Raw genomic sequence first — 26,680 nt, forward strand, 5'->3', positions numbered from 1 at the left:
TTGCATTTCTGGCACACGCTGGGACAACGACACCGGGAGGGCTCATGGGGCAGGCAGAGCGTATAACGGACCGTACGGAATTAGAGGCACAGGCTTCAATCCGGTACGGTTCCCGCGGCGTACCAGCGGACTGGTATGTGGATCCGGCTGATCCCGCAGCGGCAGAGCGTTACCACGAAACAAGCCAGCAGTCTCTGGAAAACCAGGCCACCGCATTCCTCGCCGCGCATCAGGCACTTGCTGCCGATGTCGAGGATCTGCAGGCCGACGAAACACACGAAGTGGCCGCGCCGCGCATGCTGCATGAGGTCGCGCCGCCGAAGGAACAGCCCGTCTGGATCGGTCTGCCCGGATTCGGTTCGGACTTTGACGATGAGGGCGAGCTGGGCTGGCAGGCGGATGCCTTGTGCGCCCAGACGGACCCGGAGGCGTTCTTCCCCGAAAAGGGCGGCTCAACCCGGGATGCCAAGAAGGTCTGCGGAGCGTGCACCGTGCGCGCCCAGTGCCTGGAGTATGCCCTGGCCAATGACGAACGCTTTGGAATCTGGGGCGGCCTTTCGGAGCGCGAGCGCCGACGCCTGAGGAAGCGGGCAGTCTAATTCACCAGCAAGTTCGCGTTACCGCCGTTGTAGTCGCCCACAACGGCGCCGAATACCTGTCCGAGACGCTCGCTGCCCTCAACGCGCAAACCCGGCCGGCTGACTTCCATATTGGCGTGGACACCGGCTCCACCGACACCTCGGTTTCGCTCCTGGAACAGACCTTGCCGGCGGGCAGTCCCGTGGTCAAGACCTCTGCGCGGGCCGGATTCGGCACGGCGGTGCGCGTTGCCCTGGACGAGCTCAAGAACCAGAAGAACGGCGACGGCGTGCCGGCCTCCGTTGCGCCTGCCGTCTCCGTCTCCGTTCCGTCCCCGGCTTCGGGCCAGGCGGACGAGTTGGCCGAGGCTTCCCGCCCGGCCGCCACAGGCCGGGGGGATTCCCGTGCTGCGGCGGGGACTGCCGGCGGCGCCACTACACGCCCAACCGCTTCCGGCGCTACCGCTCCCGCGGCCATGGCTGCTGCCGGCGGCCGCGTGCAGGAATGGGTGTGGCTGCTGCATGATGACTCCGCGCCGGAACCGGATGCGCTGGAAGAACTGCTGCTCGCCGTGGAGACCGCCCCGTCGGTCACCATCGCCGGCTGCAAGCAGGTGGACTGGGAGAATCCGCGCAAGCTGATCGACGTCGGGCTGACGGTAACGCGCGGCGCCGAACGGCTGACCATGATCGACCTGGACGAGATGGACCAGGGCCAGTACAACGGCCGCAGCGACTTCTTCGCCGTGAACTCCGCGGGCATGCTCATCCGCCGCGATGCGTTCGAGGAACTGGGAGGGTTCGACCCGGCGCTGCCCGGCATCGGCGACGACGTAGACCTCTGCTGGCGCAACAGGCTGGCCGGCAACCGCGTAGTCGTGGTGCCGACGGCGACAATGCGGCATGCGACCTCACGCGGCAACCCGCATGCTGCGGCCATGGCAGCCCGGCGCTCCCAGATCCACCTGCGGCTCAAACACGCGGCGTGGTGGCAATTACCCCTCCTGTGGATCGGTACGCTGCTCGGCGGTTTCTTCAGCTTCATTATCAGCACCGTTGCCAAGGACCCCGGCCACGGCCTGCGGCAACTCCTGGCCACGCTGTCCGCCCTGTTCCGGCCACGGGAATTCCTGCAGGCGCGCAAGCAGGCCGGCGCCACCCGCAGGTCATCCAGAAGCATCATCAAGCCGCTGATGGTCAAGCGGCAGGATGTCTTCGCCTACCGCCGCTCGCTGATGGAATCCGTCAGCGCCGAGCATGTGCTCGGGGACGGTACGGGCACCGACACCATCGGCAGCTACGAACCCACGGGTGGTTCGGACGAATTCGCGTCCATGGCCTCGCCGCTGCGGACCTGGGTAGGCACCGGCGCCGTGGTTGCCACCCTGGTGCTGGCGCTCGTGTCCATCATCGGCATGTTCGGCTTCCTCGGCGTTCCGGCGCTGGCCGGCGGCGCCCTGCTTCCGGTCTCCGCGGATCTGGCCGAGATCTGGCACAACGCCTCCGCCTGGTGGATCAGTCTCGGCTCGGGCATGCCCGGCCACGGCGACCCGTTCGGCTATGTGCTGGCCGTACTGGCAATCCTCGCGCTGGGCAACGGCTCCGCCGCGGTCCTCACCCTGATCCTGCTGGCGATGCCGCTGGCCGGTCTCGCCGCGTGGGTGGCTGCCGGTGCCTTCACCCAGCGCCGCTCGCTGCGCTTGTGGGCCGCTTTCTTCTGGGCCAGCCTGCCGGTTCTCCAAGTGGCTCTCGGCTCAGGCCGGCTCGGCGCGCTGATCGCCCATCTGATGATTCCGTGGGCCGTGCTGGGGCTGGTCCGCGCAACCGGCTCTGCGGTACAGCGGCTGAATCCGGATCCGCTCAAGCCGCGGCCCGAGGTCATCCACAAGCCGGGCATCAACGGCATTCCATCCTGGACCGCTGCCGCTGCCGCAGGTCTCTGCCTGGCCGTCATCACCGCTTCCGCTCCGGCACTGCTGCCGGTCTTTATCATTTTCGTCGGCATTATTTGCCTCAAGCGCGGCCGGCGCGCCAAAACCGTGTGGTGGTCGCTGGTGCCGCCCCTGGTACTCGCCCTGCCGATGCTCCTGACTGCGATGGACAACCCTCGGGCACTGCTCGGCGACCCGGGCGTGCCGCTGTCCTTCGACGGCGCCCCGCTCTGGCAGCAGATCATGGGCTTCCCCGTGGCGTTCGACACCTTCGCCGGTCTGAGTGCCTTAGGCTTCCTCGAGTCGCTGGGCCAAGGCCCATGGGCACTGGTCTTCGCACTGCTCACCGGCGTGCCGATGCTGGTGCTGGCCGCCGTCGGCGTGCTGCTTCCCGGCAGCAGCGCCGGCGTTGCCCGGTTGTCCTGGCTGGGCGCGATCGTGACTCTGGCCGCCAGCTGGGTCTCCGCCATGATCGCTACCGCAATCGCCCCGGGTGCCATGGTGCCTCCGTTCACCGGCCCGTTCGTTTCGCTGGCGCTGTTCCTGCTCCTGGCCGCGGCCCTGGTCGGCGGGGACAGCGGCATGCAGCGCCTGCACACCCTGAACGAGCCGCGGAAGGAACGCAAGGGTGCCTTCCGCGCCATAGCCGTTGCCGCCGTCGTTGTTCTGGCTGCCGGCCCGGTGCTGAATCTGGCGCACTGGCTCCTGCCGCAGCTGATCGCCGAGGAAACAGTTGCCGCCGAAGGGCGCGCCCTGACCGACTTCGGTGCTGAAATGCAGCTCGAGCCGGGCCAGGCTCGGATCCTTCCGGCCACGGCCACGGACCGGGGCACCGGGCCCGAACGCACCCGCTCGCTGGTGCTGAGCAGCGAGAGCGGTTCGATCAGCGCCGCCGTGATGCACAGCGGCGGGACCACCATGGATCAGTTGTCCCCGATCTACGCGGCCCGGTCCATTACCGGCGGCCTCTTCGACGCTGAACGGCGGGAGGACGACGACGCCACCGCGGCCGCACGGAACGCAGTCGCCGTGATCGCCGCCGGCACCGGAGTGGACCCGCGGGAGGAACTGGCACGGCTCGGCGTCGGCTTCGTGGTGCTGCAGCAGACGGACAGTTCCGCCGAACTGCTGGCCAACAGGATCGACGCCGTGCCCGGACTCAGCGCCGTGGGACGCACGGATTCGGGCTGGCTGTGGCGCGTGGTTCCGGACCGGAGCGGCGAAGACGACACCAGCAGCACGCTGACCAGCCGCGTGCGCGTGATCGACAGTACGGGAGCGCTGCTGCAGACGGTGCCGTCCTCCTGGACCAGCGCCGGAACCACCATTCCCGAAGGCAATGCCGGACGCATGGTGGTCCTGGCCGAACGGATGAACCCGGGCTGGACTGCAACCCTTAACGGCCAGCCGCTCGAGCAGGCGGAGAACGGTTGGGCGCAGGCGTTCAAGGTGCCCGAAACCGGCGGCGAACTGCGGATCAGCTACACCAACCCGTGGGGCATTTGGGTAGCCATTGTGCAGATCATCTTCCTCGGCATCACCGTCCTGCTGGCCATTCCGATCCCGTCCCGGCAGCGCTTCGTGCCCCGGCGGGTCGACCACATCAGAACCACCGGCACGGACAGCAGCCCCGAAGAACTGCGGATCGCCGCACACGAGATCGACCGCGCCGACAGTCACCACGCCGACGCGGCACCTGCCACGGCAGGGAAGGAACCGTAGCCATGGCAGACACGCCTGACAACCAGCCCGACGAGCACTCCGCCCCTGCGGATCCGCAGGACGCTGTGCCCGGCAAGGCCAAACGCGGGACCCGCAAGGGGCCCCGCGCGGCGAGGGCCGCCAAGGCTGAAGCAGCCGCGGCAGCAAAGTCATCGGCTGCAAATTCGTCCCCGGCAACCAAGAAGGCTGCGGCTCCCGCTGCCGGTACGACGGCGGATGCAACGCCGCGCCCGGACAGCCGGGAAGACAATCCTGCAGTCGGGAAGAAGAACGGCCGCCTGGTTGGCCTTGCCGCCGGGCTAGGCATCCTCGTTCTCGGCACCGGTGGCGTCGTAGCCGGCAGCGTCATGCAGCCGCCGCGGGCTGCCGCCGAACTGCCGCCGGTTTCGGCTGCCGTTCCGGCGGGCGAGTACACCGGCGTCTGCCCCGAGCCGCTGAAACTCTTGGACAGCTCGGCCGAAGAGGTGGATCCCGAGTTCAGCCCTCTCTCCACGACGGCGGAAACCCGGGCACGCGCCGTCGTACTTAGTGATTTGGGTGGAACGGTGCCGGGCAGCGCACTGTATGAACTCGGCTCCGACTCTCCGCTGCGCGAAATCGCGGAGTTCACCGGTGAGGCCGGCAGCACCGGCCGAAGCGAAGCGGGGGAGACCAAGGTCCTGGCCGAAGTGGTGCCGAGCCAGGACATTTCTGCGGCTACCGTACTGACGGTGGAGCCGATGGGGCAGCAGCACCCGCAGGCGGGGGCGACCATGACCTACACCGCCGAAGACGGTGACCTGCGCGGTTTGGCCGCGGCCAACTGCATGACGCCATCGAACGATTTCTGGCTGCTCGGCGCCTCCACCACGGTGGGCAGCAGCGCCGTGCTGAACCTTTACAACGCCACCGAAACCGCGTCCACGGTGGACCTTAAACTAGTCGGCGCCGAAGGGCCGATCCAGGCCGCCGGCAGCCGGGGGCTGCTCATCGCCCCGGGCGAATCGAAGTCCATTGTGCTGGCGGGCCTGGCCGCCAACCAGGAATCGCTGGCCGTGCATGTCAGTTCCTCCGGCGGTCCGATTGTCGGGACCATCCAGCAGAGCATCCTGCGCGAACTGACCCCTGGCGGCGTGGAACTGCTGCAGCCGTCGGCCGGAGCGGGCCTGAGCCAGGTGCTCACCGGGATTGCCGTGCAGGACGAAAAAACTGCGCAGCAGATCCGCGGGCAGGCCGGGTACGAGAATGCCTCGCCTGCGCTGAACGTTGTGGTTCCGGGCGCCAGTGACGCCACGGTTCAAGTACGGGTTTTCGGTCCGAAGGGCCAGGTGGCCCTTCCCGGCGGGGGAGTGTTCAACGCGGCGGCGGGAACGGTGTCGGCTATCCCGCTCGACTCGCTTCCGCAGGGAACGTACTCGGTGGAAGTGACCTCGGACGTCTCCGTGGTGGCTTCGGCACGAGCGAGCCGGGGCACGGGCGAGGGCGACCCCGTCGATTTCGGCTGGGCTCCGTCCACCGACCGGTTGGGCAGCGAACACCTGGCCCTCGTGCCCGGCGGCGTCAGCTCCCGGTTCTCCTTCATCGCCCCGGAAGGCAACGCAAAGGTCAGCCTGACGCCGATCAGCGCGAACGGCCGGCTCGGCACCGAACGGGTGGTCGATGTGCCGGGCGGAAGCACCGTCTCGCTGGATCCGAAGGCTAACGGTGCGGATCCGGCGGCCCTCCTGATCGGCGCCACCGGGGACCCGGTCTACGGCTCGCTGGTGGTCTTCAACGGCAGCTCGCCGAACGTCTCGGTGCTGCCTGTTCCGCCGGGAACGCAGGGCCGGCAGAGCGTGCCGGTCTTCCTGGGCTACTGAGCCGGCTGGCCTGCTGAGGCAGTTGGGCCGACCAGGTCAGGAGCGGGTGCGGCCGTAGCTGGGGTCAACGGCCTCGGGCGCCATGCCGAGCAGCTCGGCGGCTTGTTCCACCACGACATCGTGAACCAGTTCCGGCAGCTCCTCCCTGCTGTCCGCCTCCCGTTCCACCGGACGCCGGAAGACAGTAACGACGGCGGGCCGTCCCGGAGCCGCAGGAGTGAAGCTGCCAAGGGGCGCGGGGCCGCCTGCAGCAACCAGTTCCTCCAGGTTCGGCGGGATTTCGGCGACCACGAATTGGGTGGCTTCGATGGGGTCCCCCCACAAATAATGAAGCCGTTCCGCGGAGTCCGAGACCCAGCCTTCAAAGCGCTCTTCCCGGGTGTGGTTGCCCGGCAGGTGGGCGGGCAGAAGCTCACCGCGCAGTCCGCGCCCGTGGCGGTTCCGCCGTCGTTGTTCGAACGGCTTTGATTTGCCGCCGGACTGCGCTGCACCACTCAGCCTGACGTCGAGCGATGGTCCGTTTTTCATATATTGACTCTAATCCTGTGCGCCGCCAAAAGCACGGCGAAGCGTGCCGTTGCACGTTCTTCAGGCCTGAGGCGGGTAGGATGCATAGTCGTGGGATCCATACGCCAATGTTCACGCTCGGCCTGTCAACGGTCGGCCATCGCTACTTTGACGTACGTGTATGCCGATTCCACGGCTGTCCTCGGGCCGCTGGCCACCTATGCCGAACCGCACTGCTACGACCTGTGCGCCGAGCACGCGGAGCGGCTGACCGTACCGCGCGGCTGGGAAGTCATGCGGCTGGCCCTGCCCGAGCAGCCTCCGGTCCCGAACACCGATGACCTGATGGCCCTGGCCAAGGCGGTCCGCGAGGCAGGAACCGTGCCCGCCGGTCCGGACGAAGCTCCGGCCCAGCGCGGCCTGCGCGAACCGATCGAGCCGCCGGCCGAGCCCGGCGGAGCCCGCCGCGGTCACCTGCGCATTCTGCGCGGACAGCAGTAGGGCGATAACCTGAAGTGAAGAAATCCGCGCCGCCGGCCAGCCCGGGCCGTCTGCGTGCCGGTATGTCCTGACGCCAGGATCACAGGATCAAAGGAACTATCACCATGGCCCATCTTTCCCCTGAATTGCTTGCCGTCCTGCGCTGTCCGGTGACCGGCTCGTCGCTGGTCCAGGAAGGCGAGGAACTGGTTTCCAGCGCGAAGGACGCCAGCGGCCGGCAGCTGCGCTACCGCATCGACGAGGGCATCCCCGTCCTGCTTCCGCCGGCGCTGCAGGAAGCCGGCCAGGCCGGCGCCCAGCCCGCCAAAGAGCAGCCCGCCACCGACAATTCCCCGAATACCCCGGCAACCGACGCCTAACCAACGCCCAGGAGAACACATGTCATTCGATTACAAGGTCAAGGACCTTTCCCTGGCCGAGGCCGGCCGCCACCAGATCCGCCTCGCCGAGCACGAGATGCCGGGCCTGATGGCCCTGCGCGAGGAGTTCGGCGCCAGCCAGCCGCTCAAGGGCGCCCGCATCGCCGGGTCCCTGCACATGACCGTGCAGACCGCCGTGCTGATCGAGACGCTGACCGCGCTCGGCGCAGAGGTCCGCTGGGCCTCGTGCAACATCTTCTCCACGCAGGACGAGGCCGCGGCCGCCATCGTCGTCGGCAAGGGAACTGTTGAAGATCCGCAGGGTGTGCCCGTGTTCGCCTGGAAGGGCGAGACGCTCGAAGAATACTGGTGGACCGCCACGCAGATCCTCAACTGGCCCGGCGCTGCCGAGAACCCCGAGCTCGGCCCCAACATGATTCTCGACGACGGCGGCGACGCCACCCTCCTGCTGCACAAGGGCGTCGAGTTCGAGGCCGCCGGCGCCGTTCCGGACGCCACCGCCGATGATGCCCACGAGTACACGATCATCCTCGACGTGCTGCGCAAGTCGCTGGCCGAGGACTCGCAGCGGTGGACCCGCATTGCCGGCGGCATCCTGGGCGTGACCGAGGAAACCACCACCGGCGTTCACCGCCTGTACCAGCTGGCCGAACAGGGCAAGCTGCTCTTCCCGGCCATCAACGTCAACGACTCGGTCACCAAGTCCAAGTTCGACAACAAGTACGGCATCCGCCACTCCCTGCCGGACGGCATCAACCGCGCCACCGACGTCCTCATGGGCGGCAAGGTCGCCGTCGTCTGCGGTTACGGCGATGTGGGCAAGGGTGCCGCGGAGGCGCTGCGCGGCCAGGGCTCGCGCGTGATCGTCACCGAGATCGACCCGATCTGCGCGCTGCAGGCCGCGATGGACGGCTACCAGGTCACCACGCTGGAGAAGGTGGTGGACCAGGGCGACATCTTCATCACCACCACCGGCAACAAGGACGTCATCATGGCCTCCGACATGCTCAAGATGAAGAACAAGGCCATCGTCGGCAACATCGGTCACTTCGACAATGAGATCGACATGGCCGGGCTCGAGAAGATCGACGGCGTGCAGAAGGTCGAGATCAAGCCGCAGGTCCACGAGTGGGTCTTCGACGCTGACCCCGCCGCAGGCAAGGAGGGGCGCTCCATCATCGTGCTCTCCGAGGGCCGCCTGCTGAACCTGGGCAACGCCACCGGCCACCCGTCCTTCGTCATGAGCAACTCCTTCGCCAACCAGACCATCGCGCAGATCGAGCTGTTCACCAAGGCCGGCAAGCCTGCCGCGGACTCGACCACCGGCGAACCGGAATACGCCAAGCAGGTCTACGTGCTGCCGAAGATCCTGGACGAGAAGGTTGCCCGCCTGCACCTGGGCGCCCTTGGCGTGGAGTTGACGGAACTGAACAAGGAGCAGGCGGAGTACCTGGACGTGGACGTGGCGGGGCCATACAAGCCGGAGCACTACCGCTACTAAGTCCCAACGCACCACCGCTCTCCAGCGAACGACGGCGGGCCGGTCACCTTCGGGTGCCCGGCCCGCGGTTTTTCGTGGGCCCTGCTGCTGCTGACGGCGGTGCGACGTTTCTGTAGCCGCCCGATCCCATGTGAAGTTGCCCTAGCCCCTTCGAGCCCAGGTACTAAACGGGCCGCCGGCATCGCCGCAGGTCAGAGCATTGCTTGAATGCTAAAGCGGAGAAAAAGTGCCTAAACGTGGGCGCGAACGGACTCCCGAAGGACCGAACCACCGAAATCACCGCTCGCAGCGCTGCGCCGTGCCGCCCGTTCCCCGTGGCGGGCGAAAGCCGGACCGGCTGGCATGATGAAGTGAGGCGTGCAGCCAGGCTGCACCGAGAACCGCTCACAACGTTAGGATGCAGACGTCATGACCATGAGTCCGGATCGGATCATTCCCACCCGTCATCTGTTTGGGCCGGGGCCATGCAACCCCTACCCGGAGGCGACCGCGGCGCTGGGCCTGCCGCTGATCGGGCACCTGGACCCGGAATTCATCGCACGGATGGACCGGACCAACGAGGGGCTGCGGGTGCTCTGGGGAACCCGGAACGCCCGGACCCTGCCGCTGAGCGCCACCGGCTCGGCCGGCATGGAAGCCGCTTTCGTCAATACCGTGCAGTCGGGCGACGTCGCCGTCATCGCGGTGAACGGCCTCTTCGGCGAGCGGATGTGCGAGGTCGCCTCGCGCGCAGGCGCCGAGGTTGTGCGCGTAGACCACGAATGGGGCACGCCGGTGGACGCCGAGCGGGTTGCCGCTGCGTATCCGAACCCCACGGTGATCGGTGCCGTCCACGCAGAGACGAGCACCGGCGTCCTGAGCGATATCGCTGCGCTCGGCGCCATCAAGGGTGACGCCCTGCTGATTACCGATGCCGTGACATCCATCGGCGGCATGCCCCTCCGCGCGGACGATTGGGGCATCGACGTCGGTTATGCCGGCACGCAGAAGTGCCTCGGCGTGGCTCCGGGACTCGCACCGTTCACCATCTCGGACCGCGCCTTCGAACGCCGTGTGCCCAAGCCGCAGTCCTGGTACCTGGATCTGGGGCTGCTCGGCGGCTATGCCAATGGTGCACCCGGCGGACAGCGCGCCTACCACCACACCGCTCCGGTGGGCATGGTTGCCAGCCTCGAAGCGGGCATCAACCGCATCCTGGCGGAGGGGCTCGACGCGGTGACCGAACGCCACCGCTCGGCCGGCAAGGCTTTGCAGGACGGGCTGCAGGAGATGGGCCTGGAGCTGTTCGCGGCCGAGGGTCACCGGCTGCCGCAACTGACCACGGTGAAGGTTCCCGAGGGGGTCGACGCCGCGGCGGTCCGTGGCTACCTGCTGGAGAATTTCAACGTCGAGATCGGTGCGGGGGCCGGCGAGTTCACGTCTACCGTCTGGCGCATCGGGCTCATGGGTCCCAACGCCAACCCGGCCTCCGTGGCGCTGCTGCTGGGCGCCCTCAAGGAAGCCATCGCCAAGGCCTGACCTGATTGCGGTTTCGGTTCCAAGCCGTTGGTCCGGAACCGAAACCGCTCAGTCCTGGAACGGGAGCGAGTGCAGCCGCCGGCTTTGGGCCTGGGACCGTTCGTACTGGCGGCTGAGCCGGACGAAGTCGCGTTCCCGGCGTTCGGCCATGACCGCGATCAGGAACATTTCCGGCGCGGTCCCGGCTGGCGGCGGGGGAGAAACAAAGCCCGAGGTCTCGTTCGCCAGATCGATCGCCAGCCGTTCCCGCGAGGCCGGAATCATCTTGGGCGACTGGACGATGAACTGGGAGATCCGGCGGGCCAGCGGCTCCGGCAGCCGCCCCATGTCGGTCAGCTTCACCCACGGCACCAGCTGGGGCGGAATGTGCGGAAGTTCCTGCGGGATGACTCCCACGCGTTCGCGCATGCTGTAGGTCCCGGCGAGCAGATCGCCCAGCCGCTTGGACCGGTCATTGAAGAGTGCGACGACGAACGCCACGGAACCGAGCAGCAGGTACAGCTCGAACACGCCCACCAGCCCACGGATCAAGGCATGCCGGAAGCGGATGGAGCCGCCATCGTCGCGCACTATCCGCAGTCCCATGATCAGCCGGCCGATCGACTTGCCGCGGGTGAGCGTCTCAAAGGTCACGGGCACGATCACGAGGAAAAACACCACCATGGTCAGCACCAGGGCCTGCGCCGCCGCAGGGTCGAAGCCGATCTGCACGGTTTCCGCCAGGAACGCGGTGGTGAGGATCAGCAGCAGGAAGTTGATGATGCAATCGATCATCGAGCTCAGCGCGCGCACCCCGAACGACGCCGGACGCAGTTCCAGGACGACGGCCTCGCCCGTGACGATGTTGCTCATGCCACCACTCTACCGAGCACGCGGTCAGCCAACCGAGCGCCCGGCGGCCAAACCCAGCTCTCGCGCGGCCGTAGACCGATAGGCTGGAGGCGTGGATATCGATGCCTTCACCGCGGTGCACCAGCATGACTGGAAACGCCTGGACGAGCTCAGCGCCAAGCGCCGCCTGACCGGCGAGGAAGCCGACGAGCTGCTTGTGCTGTACCAGCGCACCTCCACGCACCTGTCGATGATCCGCTCGATCGCGCCCGAAAGCCAGATCTCCGGCGCGCTCTCCACGCGGCTGTCCCGCGCGCGCACCAAATTTACCGGCGCGCGTTCCAACTTCGCCGAGGATGTTGCAGGATTCTTTGTGCTCTCGCTGCCCGCGGCGTTCTACAGGATCCGCTGGCTGACGGTCGTCATCGGCGTCGTTTTTATCCTGGTGTCCTGGCTCTTCGGCGCCTGGGTTACCGGCAACCCCGAGGTCATCAAGGCCATCGGTTCCGATGAAGAGCTGCGCCAGTACGTCGAAGAGGACTTCGTCAACTACTACAAGGAAAACCCCAACGCCTCCTTCGCCGGCATGGTCTGGACCAACAACGCGTGGATCGCCGCCCAGTGCGTTGCCTTCGGCGTGACCGGTCTCTGGGTCCCGTACGTGCTCTACATGAACGCCCAGGGCGTGGGCATGGCCGGCGGAATGATGGCCGCCTACGACCAGTTGGACACCTTTTTCCTCTACATCCTGCCGCACGGCCTGATGGAGATGACCGCCATTTTCATTGCCGGCGCCGCTGGCCTGCGGATCTTCTGGTCCTGGATCTCGCCCGGGCGGATGACCCGCGCCGCGTCGCTCGCGCAAGAAGGCCGTTCGCTGATCACCGTGGCCCTGGGGCTGGTGCTGGTCCTGTTCATCTCCGGCCTCGTGGAGGGCTTCGTGACGCCGAGCGACCTGCCGCACTGGGCCCGCATCGGCATCGGCGCGCTGGTGCTCGCCGCGTACTGGACCTACACCCTGGTGCTCGGCCGCCGCGCCTACAACGCCGGGGAACGCGGCGATCTGGGCCGCTTCGATGCCGGCGAGGTTGCCCGGACCAGCTGAGCCGCTCCCTGAACTGGGTCCGGCCGCCAGCGACGACTTCCGCCGGAGCCGCCGGTAACCCGGCGACTCATCAGGTGCCGTCGGGGTGGCATCCGCAGCCGGAACCCTACCGGCGGTACTGTCTTTAACAGACGTGCCCAGCGCGAGGAAAGAGGGAGAACGTGGCAGGCGAGGACCGGATCTCCGGCAACTTTGAGAACCCCCGTACGGATCGTACGCCGGATACCGACAGCGACCCCGTCGAGGTGCCCGCGCCTCCGGTCCCGGCCAGCGGCCGGTTCCTTGACGAGTCCAACCGGCTGCCGATGCGCAAGGCCAGCCGCTTGCCCGATCTGAGCGCCTTCAACAAGGAATCCCGCGGCACGGCAAAGAATAACGACGGCGGTGCCTCCTCAGCGAATAACGACGGCGGTGTTCCAGCCGCCTCGCGCTTCAAACCGGACGCCGTCCCCGGCTGGGGGAGCCCCGCGCCGAAGCCGACTGACTCGGCGCAGGTCGACGCTTCCCCGAAGCCGGGCCAGCCGGGAGCAGATCGGATAGCGACAGAGCACTCCGGAGCAGAACAGCCCCGGTCAGATCGACCGGCGCCAGCCAAGCCGCGGACAGGCTCAACCCGTATCGCAGAGTCAAAGAATGGGAAGGAGCCGGAGCCGCGGGCCGCTCAGGTTATCGGCGCGGCTGCCCAGGCAGAGCGAAAATCCACTGACGGCGCGGCTCCCTCGGCGGGCCCGGTGTCTGCGGATGAAGCTGCTCCCTCGACGAAGGTGGCCCCGACGGTTGCGACACCTGCTGATAGCAAGGCTTCGCCAAGCACAGCTACCGCCGCGGTCCCGCCCGACTCCGCTGTTCCGCCGGCCTCCCAGGACGAACAGCAGGAAGACATGCAGTCTTCAACAGAGCCGGCCCCCGGACCGAACCCGGAGCCGGCCCCCGAACCGACCCCGGAGCAGAACCCTGCGAACCCCCGGGCGGATCGGGCGTCGGAATGGCAGTCGAGCCCAGCCGAGACAGTGCGGGCGGAGAAGACCCGCACCCGTCCCGGAGATAAAGGTGGCGGCGCAACCTCGGTGGCGGCAGCAGCGGCGTCGTCCGCGGTTGTGGGCGGGGCCGAAGGCGGAGCTGCCAAGGGAGCTGGCAACGGGCCCGGCGCGAAGCATGCCGCCGGGAAGCAGGCCGCCTCGAAACCGAACCGGCCGGTGCTTTCAGACGTGGAGCGCCGGGCGGCCGAGCGCGAGGAAGCCGTCAACGCGAAGCCTCCGGCGGGCCGGATCCTGCAGGTGATGCTCGCCGTCTTATTCCCGTTCCTGCTGATCATCGGGGCAATCCGTGCGGTGTGCACGCCGCTGTTTCTGTGGATCGAGTACAACCGGCCGGGGTTCCCGGCGGACAGTTTCGGGTTCAGCACCGAGGACCGGATGACCTACGGCTCGTACGCGGTGGATTACCTGCTGAACTGGGCCGGGCCGCGCTACCTCGGCGGGCTCGTGGGGCCGGACGGGGAACAGTTGTTCCTCGACAGCGAGGTCGGGCACATGGCGGACGTGAAGACCGTGATCATGGGCGCGTGGATTGCGGGAGCGGCCATGCTGGTCCTGAGCGTGCTCGCGGTGATTTACCTGGCGCGCAAGTATCCCGGCGGCATCCGGCGCGGCCTGTTCGCCGGCTCCGCCGCTACCCTGATCCTGATTATCGTGCTCGGCGTGCTGGGCGCGTTGAACTGGCAGGGGTTCTTCACCGCGTTCCACGGGGTCTTCTTCGCGGACGGTACCTGGACGTTCTTTGTGGACGACACGCTGATCCGGCTGTTCCCCGCCCAGTTCTGGATGGATGCGGGCATCGTGATCGCGGTGCTGGTGCTGATGGTGTCCTCGCTGGTGCTGGCCTTCACCTGGCCGACCAAGTCCAGGCGGGAACGCAGCTCCGAGAAGCTCGCAGCCGCGCGCGCCCGCTACCTGCAGGACCTGCGCGAGGACTTCTAAATATCTGGCGCCCCACACGCGGGGCGCCAGATCAGCCGTCAGATCAGCTGTAGAGACGCTCGATCTCTTCGGTGAAGTCCTCGATGACCTGGGTCCGCTTGAGCTTCAGCGACGGGGTCATGTGTCCGGAGGCCTCGGTCAGTTCCTGCTGGAGCACAGTGAACTTCCGGATCTGCTCGGCGCGGGAGACCAGGTTGTTGGCATAGTCCACCGCTCCCTGCAGTTCCGCCAGTATCTCCGGGTCCGCACCGGCCTGGGCAACGCTGAGGCCAGCGCGTGAGCGGGACTTGCACCAGGCAGCCAGACCCTCCGGATCAAGGCACAGCAGCGCTGCCACAAAGGGTTTCCCTTCGCCGACCACCACGGCCTGCGACACCAACTGGTGCTCGCGCAGGGCATCCTCCAGGGGACCCGGGGCCACGTTCTTGCCGCCGGCCGTAACCAGCAGGTCCTTCTTCCGCCCCGAAATGGTGAGGAAGCCGTCGTCGTCAATCGTGCCCAGATCGCCGGTCCGGAAGAAGCCGTCCGTGAAGTTCGCCCGGTTGGCGACCTCGTTGTTGTGGTAGCCCGGGGTGATGCCGATGCCCTTGATCAGGACCTCGCCGTCGTCCGCGATGCGGATGGTGGTGCCCGGCAGCGGCAGGCCGACGGTGCCGATCCGGTTGCGGCCCGGCAGGTTCACGGCGGCGGGCGCGGTGGATTCAGTCAGCCCATAGCCCTCGAGCACGGGAATGCCGATGCCGGTGAAAAAGTGCGCCAGCTGCGGATTCAGGGCGCTCGCGCCGGAGACCGTGAAGCCGACCCGGCCGCCGAAGACCGCGCGCAGCTTGGCGTAGACCAGCTTGTCGAAGACGGCGTGCTTGAGCTTCAGGACCGTGCCCGGGCCGGAGCCGATGCCGCAGTCCCGCGCGTCGGCCGCCCGCGAATAGGCGACGGCGGTGTCGGCGGCCGCGTCGAAAATCCGGCCCTTGCCGTCGTCGTGCGCCTTTTGCTTGGCGGATGCGTAGACCTTCTCGAACACGCGCGGCACCACCAGCAAAAAGGTGGGGTTGTACGTGCGGAGGTCATCGATCAGGTCGGCCATGCTGGCCGTGTGGCCCATTTTCACGCCGGCGGCGAGGCAGATGACCTGGACGGCGCGGGCGAGGACGTGGGCCAGCGGCAGGAACATCAGCGACTTGGCGCCCGGCTCCTTGAGGATGGCGGGCAGAAACTCGGTGGTGTTCAGGGCGAGCTCGGCGAAGTTGCCGTGGGTGATGATGCAGCCGCGCGGGCGTCCCGTGGTGCCGGAGGTGTAAACCAACGACGCCGCATCCTCCAGGGTGCGCGAGGTGCGGGCCTGCTCCAGTTCCTCATCCGATACGGCTGCGCCCTGCGCCCGCAGTTCGGCCAGGCCCGGGCTGGCTCCGGCCATGGTCCAGACCGGCAGCGGGGCGGGCAGCTCCTGCATGGCCGTACCGACCACGGCGGCCTTGGACTCGTCCTCCACAAAGACGAGCTTGGCGCCGGAATCGGAGAGGATCCACTGCACCTGGTGCGCCGAGGACGTCTCGTAAATGGGGACCACGACGGCGCCGGCAAACCAGCCCGCGAGGTCCACCACGGTCCATTCGAAACGGTTTTTGGACATCACCGCGATCTTGTCCCCGGGCCGAATGCCCGCGTTGATCAACCCCTTGGCCAACGAGGAAACCTGGCCGAGGAGTTCGGCGGCGGACACATCCGTCCACACGCCGGCCCGCTTCACGGCATACAGGGCATGCTGCGGATTGCGCTTGTGCCGCGCCATGAGAATGTCCGTGATGTTGGAGCCGTCCGGCATGCGCTCCAGCAGTTCGGTTGACGCTTCGCGCACCGCGTTCTCGCTTTCCTCGTTGGTGTTGCTCGAGTTTTTTGTTGCCCGGGTTCCCTGTGGTCCGGCCCGTCTGCTCATACCCAGCTGGGCATCCACATCCGCCACCGCCACTGATCGTAGGGGATCTGCTCAGCCGTCCAGACCGGCATGAAATACGCCGAGACCAGCAGCACGGCAATGATGAATCCGCCGACGACAACCAGCCCCTGGCGGCGCCGCCAGACCGGATCGGTCCGTCTGCCGAGGAAGAGGCCGAGCACATAGGTCAGGGCCAGGACCAGGAACGGCTGGAAGGAGATGGCGTAGAAGAAGAACGTGGTGCGGTCCGGGAACAGGAACCACGGGAGATAGCCTGCGGCCAGGCCTGCCAGGATCGCGCCGGCGCGCCAGTCACGGCGGCCTAGCCAGGCGAAGGCGACGGCGACCAGCGCCAGCGCCGCAGCCCACCAGATGAGCGGGTTGCCCACCACGGTCACGGCAGTGGAACAGGTGTCGACGGCGCATCCGTTCACACCGTTTTCATCCGAGTGGTAGTAGAAAGAGGTGGGCCGGCCCATGAAAAGCCAGGTCCATGCATTGGACTGGTACGGGTGCTCGGAATCCAGCCCGTTGTGGAAGGTGTAGGCGCTGCGGTGGTACTCGGCAAGGGAGCGCAGCGGATCCGGCACCCAGCCCCAGATGCCGCCGGCATTGTCGCGGGCCCATTGCCGGTGGTAGGCGTCTTCGGACAGGAACCAGCCCGTCCAGGTGGCCAGATAGGTTGCGGCCGCCAGCGGCATCATGGTGAAGAACGCGGGGACGCCGTCGCGGAAGACCCCGCCGGAGAGCCAACCGCGGATTCCGGCAACGCGGCGTGCATTGACATCCCACAGCACGGCCATCACGCAGAACACCGCGACGAAGGACAGTGCTGACCACTTCGTTCCTACGGCGAGACCCATGCAGACCGCGGCCACCAGCCGCCACGGCCGCCACAGCACGAACGGGCCGTAGAGCAGTTGCAGTTTATTAGGTACGCCGGACGGCCCGGCGAGGGCCGCCACTTTGCCGGCCAGCCGCCGTCGTCCGTAGTCGCGGTCCAGCAGCAGCGCGCCGAACGCCGCGACCACCCAGAAGGTGAGGAAGATATCCAGCAGCGAGGTGCGTGAATGGACCAGATGGTGGCCGTCGACGGCGGTCAGCAGGCCGGCGATGCCGCCCAGGACGGGGGACTTGAACAGTTTCTGGGCGATCAGCGCGATCATCAGGATGGACAGCGTGCCGGCCAGCGCCGCGCCGAACCGCCAGCCGAAGCCGTTGTCCGAGCCGAACAGCCACATACCGAACGCGATCATCCACTTGCCGACCGGCGGGTGAACCACATACTCGGGGGAGTCCAGCAGGATGTCCGGGTTGCCCGCGTTGAATGAATCGTTGGCGTCTTCCGGCCACTCCCGCTCGTAGCCGGATTGCAGGTAGGAGTAGGCGTCTTTGACGTAGTAGGTCTCGTCGAAAACCAGCGAGCCGGGTTCGCCCAAGCGGTAGAACCGCAGGATTCCGCCGATCGCCGCGGCCAGCACGGGGACCAGCCAGCCCCAGATCCCGAAGACTGCGGGCGCGCCCAGCAGACGCCGCTTCAGCACTTTTTCTTTGAAGGCATACGCCGGCGCCTGAAGCCAGTGCGCCGGGCGGTCCGGCACCTGCAGCGGCTGGCTGGTGGTCTGCGTCACGGCGAACATGTTACCTGCTGGTAACTTGCGGGGTGCGGGTCAGTGTGGTGCGACCTTGTGGGCGCTGTGGGCAGGGCTGACTGTTCAATGAAGCCACATACTGACCTTATCTACCGGGCTGTGAAACGTCGCCATTGTGCACATGTGAAGGTTCCGTCTCTTTGCTGGCGGGGCGGTAGGGTTGTAGCGTGAATGAGCAGGAAAAGCCGGACAGCGCGGGCCGCGGACAAATTGTGCTGGCGGGCACGCCCATCGGCAACATCGGGGATGCCTCGACTCGCCTGGTCGAGCTGCTGCAGACCGCCGACATCGTGGCCGCGGAAGATACCCGCCGGCTCCACAAACTCCTGCACGCCCTGGGCATCACCGCCGCCGGGAAAATCATCAGCTACCACGAGCACAACGAAGCCACCCGGACCGCCGAGCTGCTGGAGCTAATCCGCGGGGGCAAAACGCTGATCATGGTGACCGATGCCGGCATGCCGGCGGTGTCGGACCCGGGCTTCCGCCTGGTCGAAGCCGCCGTAGAGGACGGTGTGGTGGTCACTGCCATCCCGGGGCCGTCCGCAGTACTGACGGCGCTTGCCCTGTCGGGCCTGCCGACGGACCGCTTCACATTCGAAGGCTTCCTGCCGCGCAAGGCAGGGGAGCGCAGCGCCAGACTCTCTGACCTGGCGGACGAAAAGCGGACCATGGTGTTCTTCGAAGCGCCGCACCGCCTTGAGCCAATGCTGCGGGCGCTGGACACCTCGTTCGGGCCGGACCGGCGTGTGGCAGTCTGCCGCGAACTGACCAAGCTGCACGAGGAAGTGCTCCGAGGCCCGGTGCGCGAGCTGCTGGAGTGGGCGGAGTCCTCCGAGGTGCGCGGTGAAATCGCCGTCGTTGTCGCCGGAGCTCCGGACGCAGAGCCCGAGCAGGCGGAAGGCCATGTTGCAGCAGTGAATGAGCTGATCAGCCAGGGCTCGCGCCTGAAGGACGCCGTCGCGGCGGTCGCAGCGGACGCGCGGATCAGCAAGCGCGAGCTCTACTCGGCGGTCCTGGCTGCGCGTTCCTGACCAGGCCCTGCCGGAGCTATCGAACTAATCACCCTTGTACACCTGCACAGACGTAATAAAGTGACCTAGTGCAGTCCTGCATTTACAGCCGTGAGCGCCAACACCTACCGTAAAAACAGTTGGGCAGCTCGCCCGTCGATTCAATGCTGAAAAATTGGAGGCACCGCTATGGGTGAAACCGCAACCCGCGAGGCAGAACTGCTCGCCAAGGTTCCCACAGGTCTGTTGATCAATGGCGAGTGGCGCGACGCCGCCGGCGGCCAGACGCTCGACGTTGAGGATCCCGCCACGGGCAAGGTCCTGCTCACCATCGCCAACGCCCAGCCCGAAGACGGCGCCGCCGCACTGGATGCCGCCGCAGCAGCACAGGCCGACTGGGCCAAGACCTCCCCCCGCGAGCGTGGCGAGATCCTGCGCCGCGCCTTCGAGCTTGTCACCGAGCGCACCGAAGACTTCGCCCTCCTGATGACCATGGAAATGGGCAAGCCCCTGGCTGAAGCCCGCGGCGAGGTTACCTACGGCGCCGAGTTCCTGCGCTGGTTCTCCGAAGAGGCCGTGCGCGTCAACGGCCGCTACGCCACCGCCCCGGACGGCAAGAACCGCCTGCTGGTGCAGAAGAAGCCGGTGGGCCCCTGCCTGCTGATCACCCCGTGGAACTTCCCGCTGGCCATGGCAACCCGCAAGATCGCACCCGCGATCGCCGCCGGTTGCACGGCCATCCTTAAGCCGGCCACCCTGACCCCGCTGACCAGCCTGCTCTTCGCCCAGGTCATGATCGAGGCCGGCGTGCCTGCCGGCGTGCTGAACGTCATCCAGACCTCCACCGCCGGCAAGGTCACCGGTCCGCTGATCAAGGATGACCGCCTGCGCAAGCTCTCGTTCACCGGCTCCACCCCGGTGGGCCAGGCCCTGATCCGCGACTCCGCCGACAAGGTCCTGCGCACCTCCATGGAGCTCGGCGGCAACGCCCCGTTCGTGGTCTTCGATGACGCCGATCTGGACAAAGCCGTCGAAGGCGCGCTCGCCGCCAAGATGCGCAACATGGGCGAGGCCTGCACCGCAGCCAACCGCTTCATCGTGCAGGACACCATCTCCGAGGCTTTCTCCGAGAAGTTCGCCGCCCGCATCGCCGAGCTAACCCCGGCCCGCGGCACCGAGGAGCACTCCAAGGTCGGTCCGCTGATCGACGGCAAGGCCCGCGACGGCGTGCACGAGCTTGTGACGGACGCGATTGCCAACGGTGCGACTGCCGTGACCGGCGGCGCTCCGGTGGACGGCCCCGGCTACTTCTACCAGCCGACCGTCCTCACCAACGTGTCGCCGAAGTCGCGCATCCTCGCCGAGGAAATCTTCGGCCCGGTGGCTCCCATCGTCACGTTCCGCGATGAGGACGAAGCCGTGGCCCTGGCCAACGGCAGCGAGTACGGCCTGGTTGCCTACGTCTACACCAAGGACCTCAACCGCGGCCTGCGCGTGAGCGAAAAGATGGAGACCGGCATGCTCGGACTCAACGCCGGCGTCATCTCCAATGCCGCCGCTCCTTTCGGTGGCGTTAAGCAGTCCGGCCTCGGCCGCGAAGGCGGCTCCGAGGGCATCGAGGAATACCTCTACACCCAGTACGTCGGCATCGCCGATCCGTACGCGGACCAGCTCTAACCTGCTCTAGAGCGGGGCGGCAGGCCGGTTGGCCTGCCGCCCCGCTGCGCTTTAACTGCCCGTACCGTCAATACCAACGACGACGGGGGCATGTCACCGGCGGCGGAAGAGCGACTGCGGCAGGAACCGCCCCAGCAGGCGTTGCTGCCACGAGCTTCTGGCCTTGAGCTGCTCTGACACGGCCGTTACGTCCTCCCAGCGGCGGCTGTTCACCGGCGGCCGGGCAGGAGTTTGCGGATTGGCGTAGGCCGCGTGTTCGTACCCGGTGCGCAGCCGTTCCAGCGCTGCCGCAGGTTCGCCGTCGAGGGTGCCGCTGACAGCCAGCCGCTGGTTGAAGGCCCGGGCGGATTCCTCCGGCGCTGACGGGGCTCCATAGTCCGCGGCGACGTCGAGGGTTTCCTCCCAGGCGAGCAGGGCCGACTGGCGCTCCGGCACGGCCGGTGCCAGCAGCTGGTTGCGGCGTTTCCGCGTGCGCGAGGTGCGCAGCAGCATCGGGGACAAGAGGGCCAGCAGCAGTGCGGCCGCGCCGGCTGCACTCCACAGCCGCGGCGCCAGGCTTTCCACCTCGGTGCCGGTTCCGGCTTCCGGTTCGGCGCCTGCCGAGGGCAGCGGCAAGGTGGGCCCGGCACGCGGATTGAGGTTTTCTTGCTCCGCCGGATTCGGAACGGGCGCCGCTTCCGCCTGCGCATAGTCAGGCACGGCGCCGCGCCCCGGCGTCGGCTCGAACGCCACCCAGCCAAGGTCTTCGAAGTACAGCTCGGGCCAGGCATGGGCGTCGCGGGAATCGATCTCGTATTCGGTCAGCTCCCGGCCGTCCATCTCGACAACTTCGCCGGTCTCATCACCGGGCGCGTAGCCGACGGCAATTCGGCTGGGGATGCCGGCGGTGCGTGCCATGATCGCCATGGTCGAGGCGTAGTGCGTGCAGTAGCCGGACTTTTCCTCCAGGAAGGCGCCCACAACATCGAAGCCGCTCTGGTCGTACCCGCCGTCCACCGGGGCGTCTTCGGAGTAGACGAAATCAGGACCGCGCAGGTAGCTCTGGATCGCCATGGCCTGCTCATAGGGTTCGGTCAGGCCGTCGAGCACACTGGCGGTGGTTTCCTCGATGATGTCCGGCATACTGTCCGGCAGCTCGATGAAAATGTTATCCACCACCGGGGCGTCGATCGAATCGGCTGACTCCAGGCCTTCCCTGGTCAATACTGGTTCGACGCTGCGAACGGTGTACTCCTGGTCCGCGCTGGTGGTGTTGCCGGTGCCGCGGATGGCCAGCGTGCGCGGATCCCAGGTCCAGTTGCCGCTCAGCCCGTCCACTTCGGCGGGCGCGTAGGGGGCCGGGAGCCAGGGACTGGTGAAGGAGCCCGTGCTGATGATGGTGGTGGTCACCTCGCCGCGCTCCATCAGGTCGCGGGTGCTCCGCGTGCCGATCCGTTCGACCCCCGGGCGCTGTACGCCGTCGGAATCGGTGGGCCGCCAGCGGGCGCCGGCAAGGTTCTCCAGCGTCACGGACCGGATGTACAGCGGGTCCTCGGAATCGGTGGCATAGGTCATCCGGCCGAAGGCGCCGGGCCGGCGCAGATTGTCGCCCAGGCTGACGATGGGATTGAGCCCGGTGGGCGCGCCCAGCCAGTTCAACCGGGAGCCCTGCGGAAAGGCTCCGCTGGTGAAGCCCGGAATGGCCAGCGGCAGCAGCAGTGTCACGGCCAGGCCCGCGGCGCCAATGGAAGCGGCCCGGGTGAACTGCCCGGCCCGGACGGTGCCCGCGGGAGCCTGGTCGTCGCCGGCCAGCCATTGTGCACAGCCGAGGATCAGCAGGAAGCCGATGGCTGCGGCCACGAAGCCCACCGCTCCGAGGCTGTTGGGCTTGATGATTGCCGGCACCATCAGCACGGCGAGCAGGCCGCCCCCGGCAGTGGCAGGCATCTGCAGCGGGACCGCCACGGTATCGACGAGCAGCGCGACCAGCCCGACGCCGACACACGCGACCATGACGATGCCGGGCGTTGCGAGCACTGGCGCCACCTGCGAGATGACGGTCTCCTGCGCCTGGTCGACCATCGGGCCCAAGGCCCGGAAGGTTCCCGGGCCGGGAACCACTCCCAGGAAACCCGTGGACGCGAAGAACATCAGCGTAACGGAACCAATCAGGCCCGCCAGCCCCAACAGCGTGGCTGCGACCGCCGGCCAGTTCAGCACCCGTCCCAGCGCCGTGCCGGCTTCGATGCAGAGGACGGTGAAAAAGATATTGCCCAGCCAGGCCCAGCCTTCGATGACGCCGTTCAGGTTGGCGGCGGTGAGAACCACGGCCGCGGCGATTGCGGCGGACATGAGCCAGGGCCCGGAGCCGGTTGGGAGCCGCCGTCGTGAGCCGTTGTCCGGTGCGAGGTATTCCGGCCTCCCGGAGCGGGTGCCGTCTCCCCGGCCGCGGTGCAAGGTGGCGGTCATCGCCGGCCTCCCCGGGAAGCGGGGCCGGACCGGGCGGTGGACGCCGTGACCGGTGCCTGCGCATCGAAGTAGCTCCACGCCGCCGGCAGCGAAGCCTGGGCATTGACCGCCACCGCTCGCCAGCCGCCATTGCGCAGGGCCTCAAGCACCGGCGAGGAATCGTGCGGGTGCTCGGTGACCAGGATAGCGAAGGCATGCGAGCCGAACTCGGCGGCCGGGGCCAGCAGGCGGGCTTCGGCCGCGGAGATATTGCCCAGCAGGGCCAGCAGCGGGCCCTTGAGTTTGTGCGCGGCGAGCTTGTCCATCAGCCGGTCCCCGAACGTCTCCGATCCCGGCTGCGGCCGGTCCGACCTGCGGTGCGGGTCCTCCGCGAGCCCCAGCGCGGCCAGGCCCTCCGCGAGGTTCTGGTAGCCGGCAGGGCCGACGAAGCTTTCGTCTTCGGGCCACGACGCCGAAGGGGAGCGCAGCAGGCCGGGTTCGGCATGGACGTCGAGCAACCGCACGGTGTAGTTGCGCTGGATGAAGTCATGCGCGGCCGAGGCCACCGCCGTGACTGCCCATTCGAATGCGGGCGAGCTGTGCAGCAGCTCTCCGCCGTCGTGCTCCGCGGACAGCGACGGCAGCAGCCCGCTGCCGAATGTATGCACCCGCTGGTCAAGAATGATGGTGGCCTGCGGGGTGGTGACCGATTCCTCCTGCCGGACCATGAGCTCGCCCTGCCGCGCGGTGGCCGCCCAATGCACCCGCCGCATCGGATCCCCGTGCCGGTATTCGCGCGTCATCACGTCGTCGTCACTCGGGTTCGCCTGCCGCCGGGTGCTGGCCGTGCCGTCCGTGCCGCGGGCACCCGTCAACGACGTCGGCGGCAGTTCTAACGGGGCCGGCGTGACGATGAGCGCGGAGACCTCGCCCAGGTTGTGCCGGTGCCGGGCCAGCCCGAACGGGTCCTCGAAGTCCGCGGTGACGGGGCCGATCCCGAACATCCCGCGCTTGCCGGAGCGCAACCGGTATTCGTAGATGCTCTCGCCTGTCCGCGTGGGGTAGCGCGCCGGGAAGCGGAACGTGGGGGAGCGGCCGAACCGGTGCGGCAGCTGCTCCTCCATATACGCGATGCCGCCGAAGCTGCCGGTGCGCCGGACGGAGAGCTGGACGTGCGTGATCAGCCCCGTTTCCACGGAGGCTGGCCGGAATTTGCGTTCGACGGCGAAGCGCGGCTTGAGCACCACCATTACCGCCGCGGCGAGCAGGGGGAGGGCAATAAGGAAGACCGCTAGGCTCAGCAGGTCGCGGCGCCCGAAGATCTGGGCCAGCAGCAGGGCGACGACGCCGGCGGCGAGCAGTCCCCAGCCGCGCATCGTCACATAGCGGGTGGGTAGCCAGCCGAACCGGTCCATGGCGCTTTACCTACACAGCGGGACGGCGGGATTCGCCGTTGACCGGGACCTTGGCCAGGATCGACGCCACGATCCCCGGCGCGTCCTCGCCGGCGGTCACGGCTTTGCGGTCCAGCATCAGCCGGTGCGAGAGCACCGCCTCGGAGACCGCTGCGATGTCATCCGGGAGCACAAAGTCGCGGCCATCCAGTGCCGCGGCGGCCTTCGCGGCCCGGAGCAGCTGTAGGAGTGCGCGGGGGCTGGCGCCGAGCCGTAGGTACGGGTGCTCGCGGGTGGCCCGGCCGATGTTTACGGTGTACTCCTTGACGGCGGGGGAGACGTAGACGTCCTGCACCGTGGCCACCATGGCGCGTACGTCCGCCATGCCTACCACCGGGCGGACGTCGGCCAGCGGGGAGGTGGACTGGTGGTTTTCCAGCATGTCCATCTCCGCCCGCGGGTCCGGGTAGCCCATGGAAATCCGCGCCATGAAGCGATCGCGCTGGGCCTCCGGCAACGGGTAGGTGCCTTCCATCTCGATCGGGTTCTGGGTGGCCACCACCATGAACGGCGGCTCCAACCGGTAGGAGCGCCCGTCCACGGTGACCTGGTGTTCCTCCATGCACTCCAGCAGCGCGGACTGCGTCTTGGCCGATGCGCGGTTGATCTCGTCCCCGATGACGATGTTGGCAAAAACCGGCCCCGGCCGGAACTCAAAGCTGTGCTTGTCCTGGTTGTAGATGGAGACGCCGGTGACGTCCGAGGGCAGCAGATCGGGCGTGAACTGGATGCGGTGCACGCTGCAGTCGATGGTGCGCGCGAGCGTTTTGGCCAGCATGGTTTTGCCGACGCCGGGCACGTCCTCCACGAGCAGGTGGCCTTGGGCCAGCAGTACGGTCAGCGCCAGCCGGGCGGCCTCTTCCTTGCCGTCGATCACCGTGTTGATCGCCGAAAGGATGCGCCCGCACGCCTCGTGGAAGTCCACCAGCGCCAACCGGCCGACGTCGTTATTCACCTGTCCGTTGGGGGCCGTGCCAGCAGCAGCAGCGGTTGCCCCGCCTGCACCTGCCTGCCGCGCGGGGTCCGATACTGCCGCCTGCTGCTGGATGTCCATGGAAACCTTCCGCTAGCCTTCCCCCGGGGCCGGATGTACCAACACTACTGGCAGAACTTTCCGGACGGTAGGGCCTGAAACGTTTCTTTCGGGCGCCGGCGATAACCTAGATGCATGCCGAACAACCCCGCAGTCCAGCCCGGAGAAACGCCCGCCTCATATGTCGCCGAAGCACAGCAGCCGGCGGAAGGACGCGCCCGCAGCGCTGAAGAGGAAAACAGCGGACGACGGCGGCAGCTGCAGTATCCGCCGGCGCCCGAACCCCTGCCGGTGCCGGTGATGGACAACCACACGCATCTGGATTTCCGCGACGGCGACGTACAGGTCAGCGTCACGGAGGCACTCGACGCCGCGGAGGCCCTGGGCGTCCACGGTGCCGTCCAGGTCGGCTGCGACCTGGAGTCCTCCCGGTTCACCATCGAAGCGGTAGAAGCAGACGCAAGGCTGCTGGGCGCCGTCGCGCTCCATCCCAATGACGCCCCGGCTTTGGGGGAGGCGGGCACCCTTGAGGACGCGCTTGCCGAGATCGAAGCGCTGGCTGCGCATCCGCGCGTGCGGGCCATCGGCGAAACCGGCCTGGACTACTTCCGCACGGAGGGGCCGGGCCTGAAAACGCAGGAGTATTCCTTCCGACGGCACATCGACATGGCCAAGCGGCTGGGCCTGGCCCTGCAGATCCATGACCGCGACGCGCACGATGATGTGGTCCGGGTCCTGCGCGAGGAAGGAGCGCCCGAAAAGGTGGTGTTCCACTGCTTCTCCGGTGACGCGGAACTGGCCCGGATCTGCAACGAGAACGGGTGGAGCATGTCCTTCGCCGGGACCGTAACCTTTAAGAACGCCGGCGACCTGCGCGAGGCCCTGGCCATCGCCGATCCCGACCTGGTTCTGGTGGAAACCGACGCTCCGTTCCTGACCCCGCACCCCTACCGGGGCAGGCCCAACGCGAGCTACATGATTCCCTACACAATGCGTGCTATGGCCGAGGTTTTGGACAAGGATTTGGCGAAGTTATGCACAGAAGTGTCACGAAACACAGAAAAAATTTACGGCACTTTGTGAGCTAAGTTACTGCCAAG

At 67.5% G+C, this 26,680-nt stretch carries 19 protein-coding genes; 12 read left to right on the plus strand and 7 right to left on the minus strand.

Translation table 11 applies throughout. The annotated features are described in order from the left end of the window. Positions 1 to 44 precede the first annotated feature (44 nt). The 3 genes from J5251_RS20490 (at position 45) to J5251_RS10525 (ending at position 6,069) form a co-directional block, all read left to right on the plus strand. Positions 45 to 599, plus strand: coding sequence for a WhiB family transcriptional regulator (locus J5251_RS20490; RefSeq protein ID WP_139005223.1), 555 nt, complete (start codon positions 45 to 47; stop codon positions 597 to 599). A gap of 116 nt (positions 600 to 715) precedes the next feature. Further along, positions 716 to 4,231, plus strand: coding sequence for a glycosyltransferase (locus J5251_RS10520; protein WP_432264396.1), 3,516 nt, complete (start codon positions 716 to 718; stop codon positions 4,229 to 4,231). A 2-nt stretch (positions 4,232 to 4,233) separates the two neighbouring features. Further along, positions 4,234 to 6,069: a DUF5719 family protein gene (locus J5251_RS10525; protein WP_244250620.1), complete on the plus strand. Its 1,836-nt coding sequence runs from the start codon at positions 4,234 to 4,236 to the stop codon at positions 6,067 to 6,069. A 36-nt stretch (positions 6,070 to 6,105) separates the two neighbouring features. Here J5251_RS10525 and J5251_RS10530 read toward each other — a convergent pair whose 3' ends face one another. Beyond that, positions 6,106 to 6,597, minus strand: a complete 492-nt coding sequence (locus J5251_RS10530; RefSeq protein WP_208573918.1) for a metallopeptidase family protein — start codon at positions 6,595 to 6,597, stop codon at positions 6,106 to 6,108. A 90-nt stretch (positions 6,598 to 6,687) separates the two neighbouring features. Here J5251_RS10530 and J5251_RS10535 point away from each other — a divergent pair, with 90 nt between their 5' ends. The 4 genes from J5251_RS10535 (at position 6,688) to J5251_RS10550 (ending at position 10,476) form a co-directional block, all read left to right on the plus strand. Then, a complete protein-coding gene (locus J5251_RS10535; protein ID WP_139005225.1) occupies positions 6,688 to 7,077 on the plus strand; it encodes a DUF3499 domain-containing protein in 390 nt (129 codons plus the stop codon). 104 nt (positions 7,078 to 7,181) lie between these two features. Next, positions 7,182 to 7,436 carry a Trm112 family protein gene (locus J5251_RS10540; protein ID WP_139005226.1) on the plus strand — a complete coding sequence of 85 codons (255 nt, stop codon included), beginning with the start codon at positions 7,182 to 7,184 and terminating at the stop codon, positions 7,434 to 7,436. A gap of 19 nt (positions 7,437 to 7,455) precedes the next feature. Beyond that, entirely contained in the window at positions 7,456 to 8,958 is a 1,503-nt protein-coding gene (ahcY, locus tag J5251_RS10545) for an adenosylhomocysteinase (RefSeq protein ID WP_208573919.1), read from the plus strand. 408 nt (positions 8,959 to 9,366) lie between these two features. Further along, entirely contained in the window at positions 9,367 to 10,476 is a 1,110-nt protein-coding gene (locus tag J5251_RS10550; RefSeq protein WP_208573920.1) for a pyridoxal-phosphate-dependent aminotransferase family protein, read from the plus strand. Between the two features lie 48 nt (positions 10,477 to 10,524). Here the strand turns inward: J5251_RS10550 and J5251_RS10555 are convergent, their stop codons facing one another. Beyond that, positions 10,525 to 11,328: an RDD family protein gene (locus J5251_RS10555; RefSeq protein WP_139005229.1), complete on the minus strand. Its 804-nt coding sequence runs from the start codon at positions 11,326 to 11,328 to the stop codon at positions 10,525 to 10,527. A gap of 91 nt (positions 11,329 to 11,419) precedes the next feature. Between J5251_RS10555 and J5251_RS10560 the strand changes: the two genes are divergently transcribed. Continuing rightward, entirely contained in the window at positions 11,420 to 12,412 is a 993-nt protein-coding gene (locus J5251_RS10560; protein ID WP_208573921.1) for a stage II sporulation protein M, read from the plus strand. A gap of 161 nt (positions 12,413 to 12,573) precedes the next feature. Continuing rightward, complete coding sequence (locus tag J5251_RS20605; RefSeq protein WP_348272911.1) at positions 12,574 to 14,391, plus strand: TIGR01906 family membrane protein; 1,818 nt, start codon at positions 12,574 to 12,576, stop codon at positions 14,389 to 14,391. 43 nt (positions 14,392 to 14,434) lie between these two features. Here the strand turns inward: J5251_RS20605 and J5251_RS10570 are convergent, their stop codons facing one another. Then, positions 14,435 to 16,246, minus strand: coding sequence for an AMP-dependent synthetase/ligase (locus J5251_RS10570; protein ID WP_208576122.1), 1,812 nt, complete (start codon positions 16,244 to 16,246; stop codon positions 14,435 to 14,437). A gap of 74 nt (positions 16,247 to 16,320) precedes the next feature. Then, positions 16,321 to 17,964 (minus strand): dolichyl-phosphate-mannose--protein mannosyltransferase, encoded by a 1,644-nt coding sequence (locus J5251_RS10575; protein WP_208573922.1) that lies wholly within the window; start codon positions 17,962 to 17,964, stop codon positions 16,321 to 16,323. A 179-nt stretch (positions 17,965 to 18,143) separates the two neighbouring features. Here J5251_RS10575 and rsmI point away from each other — a divergent pair, with 179 nt between their 5' ends. Together rsmI and J5251_RS10585 are read left to right on the plus strand one after the other, a co-directional pair. Then, the gene (rsmI, locus tag J5251_RS10580; RefSeq protein ID WP_244250621.1) at positions 18,144 to 19,010 is read left to right on the plus strand and encodes a 16S rRNA (cytidine(1402)-2'-O)-methyltransferase; all 867 of its coding nucleotides are present in this window, start codon (positions 18,144 to 18,146) and stop codon (positions 19,008 to 19,010) included. 168 nt (positions 19,011 to 19,178) lie between these two features. Then, on the plus strand, positions 19,179 to 20,666 hold the full coding sequence (locus J5251_RS10585; RefSeq protein WP_139005231.1) for an NAD-dependent succinate-semialdehyde dehydrogenase: 1,488 nt from the start codon (positions 19,179 to 19,181) through the stop codon (positions 20,664 to 20,666). 93 nt (positions 20,667 to 20,759) lie between these two features. On the opposite strand, the gene J5251_RS10590 is transcribed toward J5251_RS10585, so the two are convergent. The 3 genes from J5251_RS10590 to J5251_RS10600 are packed head-to-tail and all read right to left on the minus strand — an operon-like array spanning position 20,760 to position 25,601. Then, positions 20,760 to 23,114 carry a DUF3488 and transglutaminase-like domain-containing protein gene (locus J5251_RS10590; RefSeq protein ID WP_208573923.1) on the minus strand — a complete coding sequence of 785 codons (2,355 nt, stop codon included), beginning with the start codon at positions 23,112 to 23,114 and terminating at the stop codon, positions 20,760 to 20,762. Then, positions 23,111 to 24,508: a DUF58 domain-containing protein gene (locus J5251_RS10595; RefSeq protein ID WP_208573924.1), complete on the minus strand. Its 1,398-nt coding sequence runs from the start codon at positions 24,506 to 24,508 to the stop codon at positions 23,111 to 23,113. Before J5251_RS10595 ends, J5251_RS10590 begins: the two co-directional genes overlap by 4 nt. 10 nt (positions 24,509 to 24,518) lie before the next feature. After that, positions 24,519 to 25,601, minus strand: a complete 1,083-nt coding sequence (locus J5251_RS10600) for an AAA family ATPase (RefSeq protein ID WP_208573925.1) — start codon at positions 25,599 to 25,601, stop codon at positions 24,519 to 24,521. A gap of 114 nt (positions 25,602 to 25,715) precedes the next feature. Here J5251_RS10600 and J5251_RS10605 point away from each other — a divergent pair, with 114 nt between their 5' ends. Continuing rightward, positions 25,716 to 26,663, plus strand: a complete 948-nt coding sequence (locus J5251_RS10605) for a TatD family hydrolase (protein ID WP_208573926.1) — start codon at positions 25,716 to 25,718, stop codon at positions 26,661 to 26,663. The last annotated feature ends 17 nt before the right edge of the window (positions 26,664 to 26,680 follow it).

This window comes from Arthrobacter crystallopoietes (assembly GCF_017603825.1).
Classification (GTDB): Bacteria; Actinomycetota; Actinomycetes; order Actinomycetales; family Micrococcaceae; genus Crystallibacter; species Crystallibacter crystallopoietes_B.

Coding starts and splice junctions, on each gene's coding strand:
- J5251_RS20490 (WP_139005223.1), top strand. CDS start 45: ATGGGGCAGGCAGAGCGTATAACGGACCGTACGGAATTAGAGGCACAG.
- J5251_RS10525 (WP_244250620.1), top strand. CDS start 4,234: ATGGCAGACACGCCTGACAACCAGCCCGACGAGCACTCCGCCCCTGCG.
- J5251_RS10530 (WP_208573918.1), bottom strand. CDS start 6,597: ATGAAAAACGGACCATCGCTCGACGTCAGGCTGAGTGGTGCAGCGCAG.
- J5251_RS10540 (WP_139005226.1), top strand. CDS start 7,182: ATGGCCCATCTTTCCCCTGAATTGCTTGCCGTCCTGCGCTGTCCGGTG.
- ahcY (WP_208573919.1), top strand. CDS start 7,456: ATGTCATTCGATTACAAGGTCAAGGACCTTTCCCTGGCCGAGGCCGGC.
- J5251_RS10550 (WP_208573920.1), top strand. CDS start 9,367: ATGACCATGAGTCCGGATCGGATCATTCCCACCCGTCATCTGTTTGGG.
- J5251_RS10555 (WP_139005229.1), bottom strand. CDS start 11,328: ATGAGCAACATCGTCACGGGCGAGGCCGTCGTCCTGGAACTGCGTCCG.
- J5251_RS10575 (WP_208573922.1), bottom strand. CDS start 17,964: ATGTTCGCCGTGACGCAGACCACCAGCCAGCCGCTGCAGGTGCCGGAC.
- J5251_RS10585 (WP_139005231.1), top strand. CDS start 19,179: ATGGGTGAAACCGCAACCCGCGAGGCAGAACTGCTCGCCAAGGTTCCC.
- J5251_RS10590 (WP_208573923.1), bottom strand. CDS start 23,114: ATGACCGCCACCTTGCACCGCGGCCGGGGAGACGGCACCCGCTCCGGG.
- J5251_RS10595 (WP_208573924.1), bottom strand. CDS start 24,508: ATGGACCGGTTCGGCTGGCTACCCACCCGCTATGTGACGATGCGCGGC.
- J5251_RS10600 (WP_208573925.1), bottom strand. CDS start 25,601: ATGGACATCCAGCAGCAGGCGGCAGTATCGGACCCCGCGCGGCAGGCA.
- J5251_RS10605 (WP_208573926.1), top strand. CDS start 25,716: ATGCCGAACAACCCCGCAGTCCAGCCCGGAGAAACGCCCGCCTCATAT.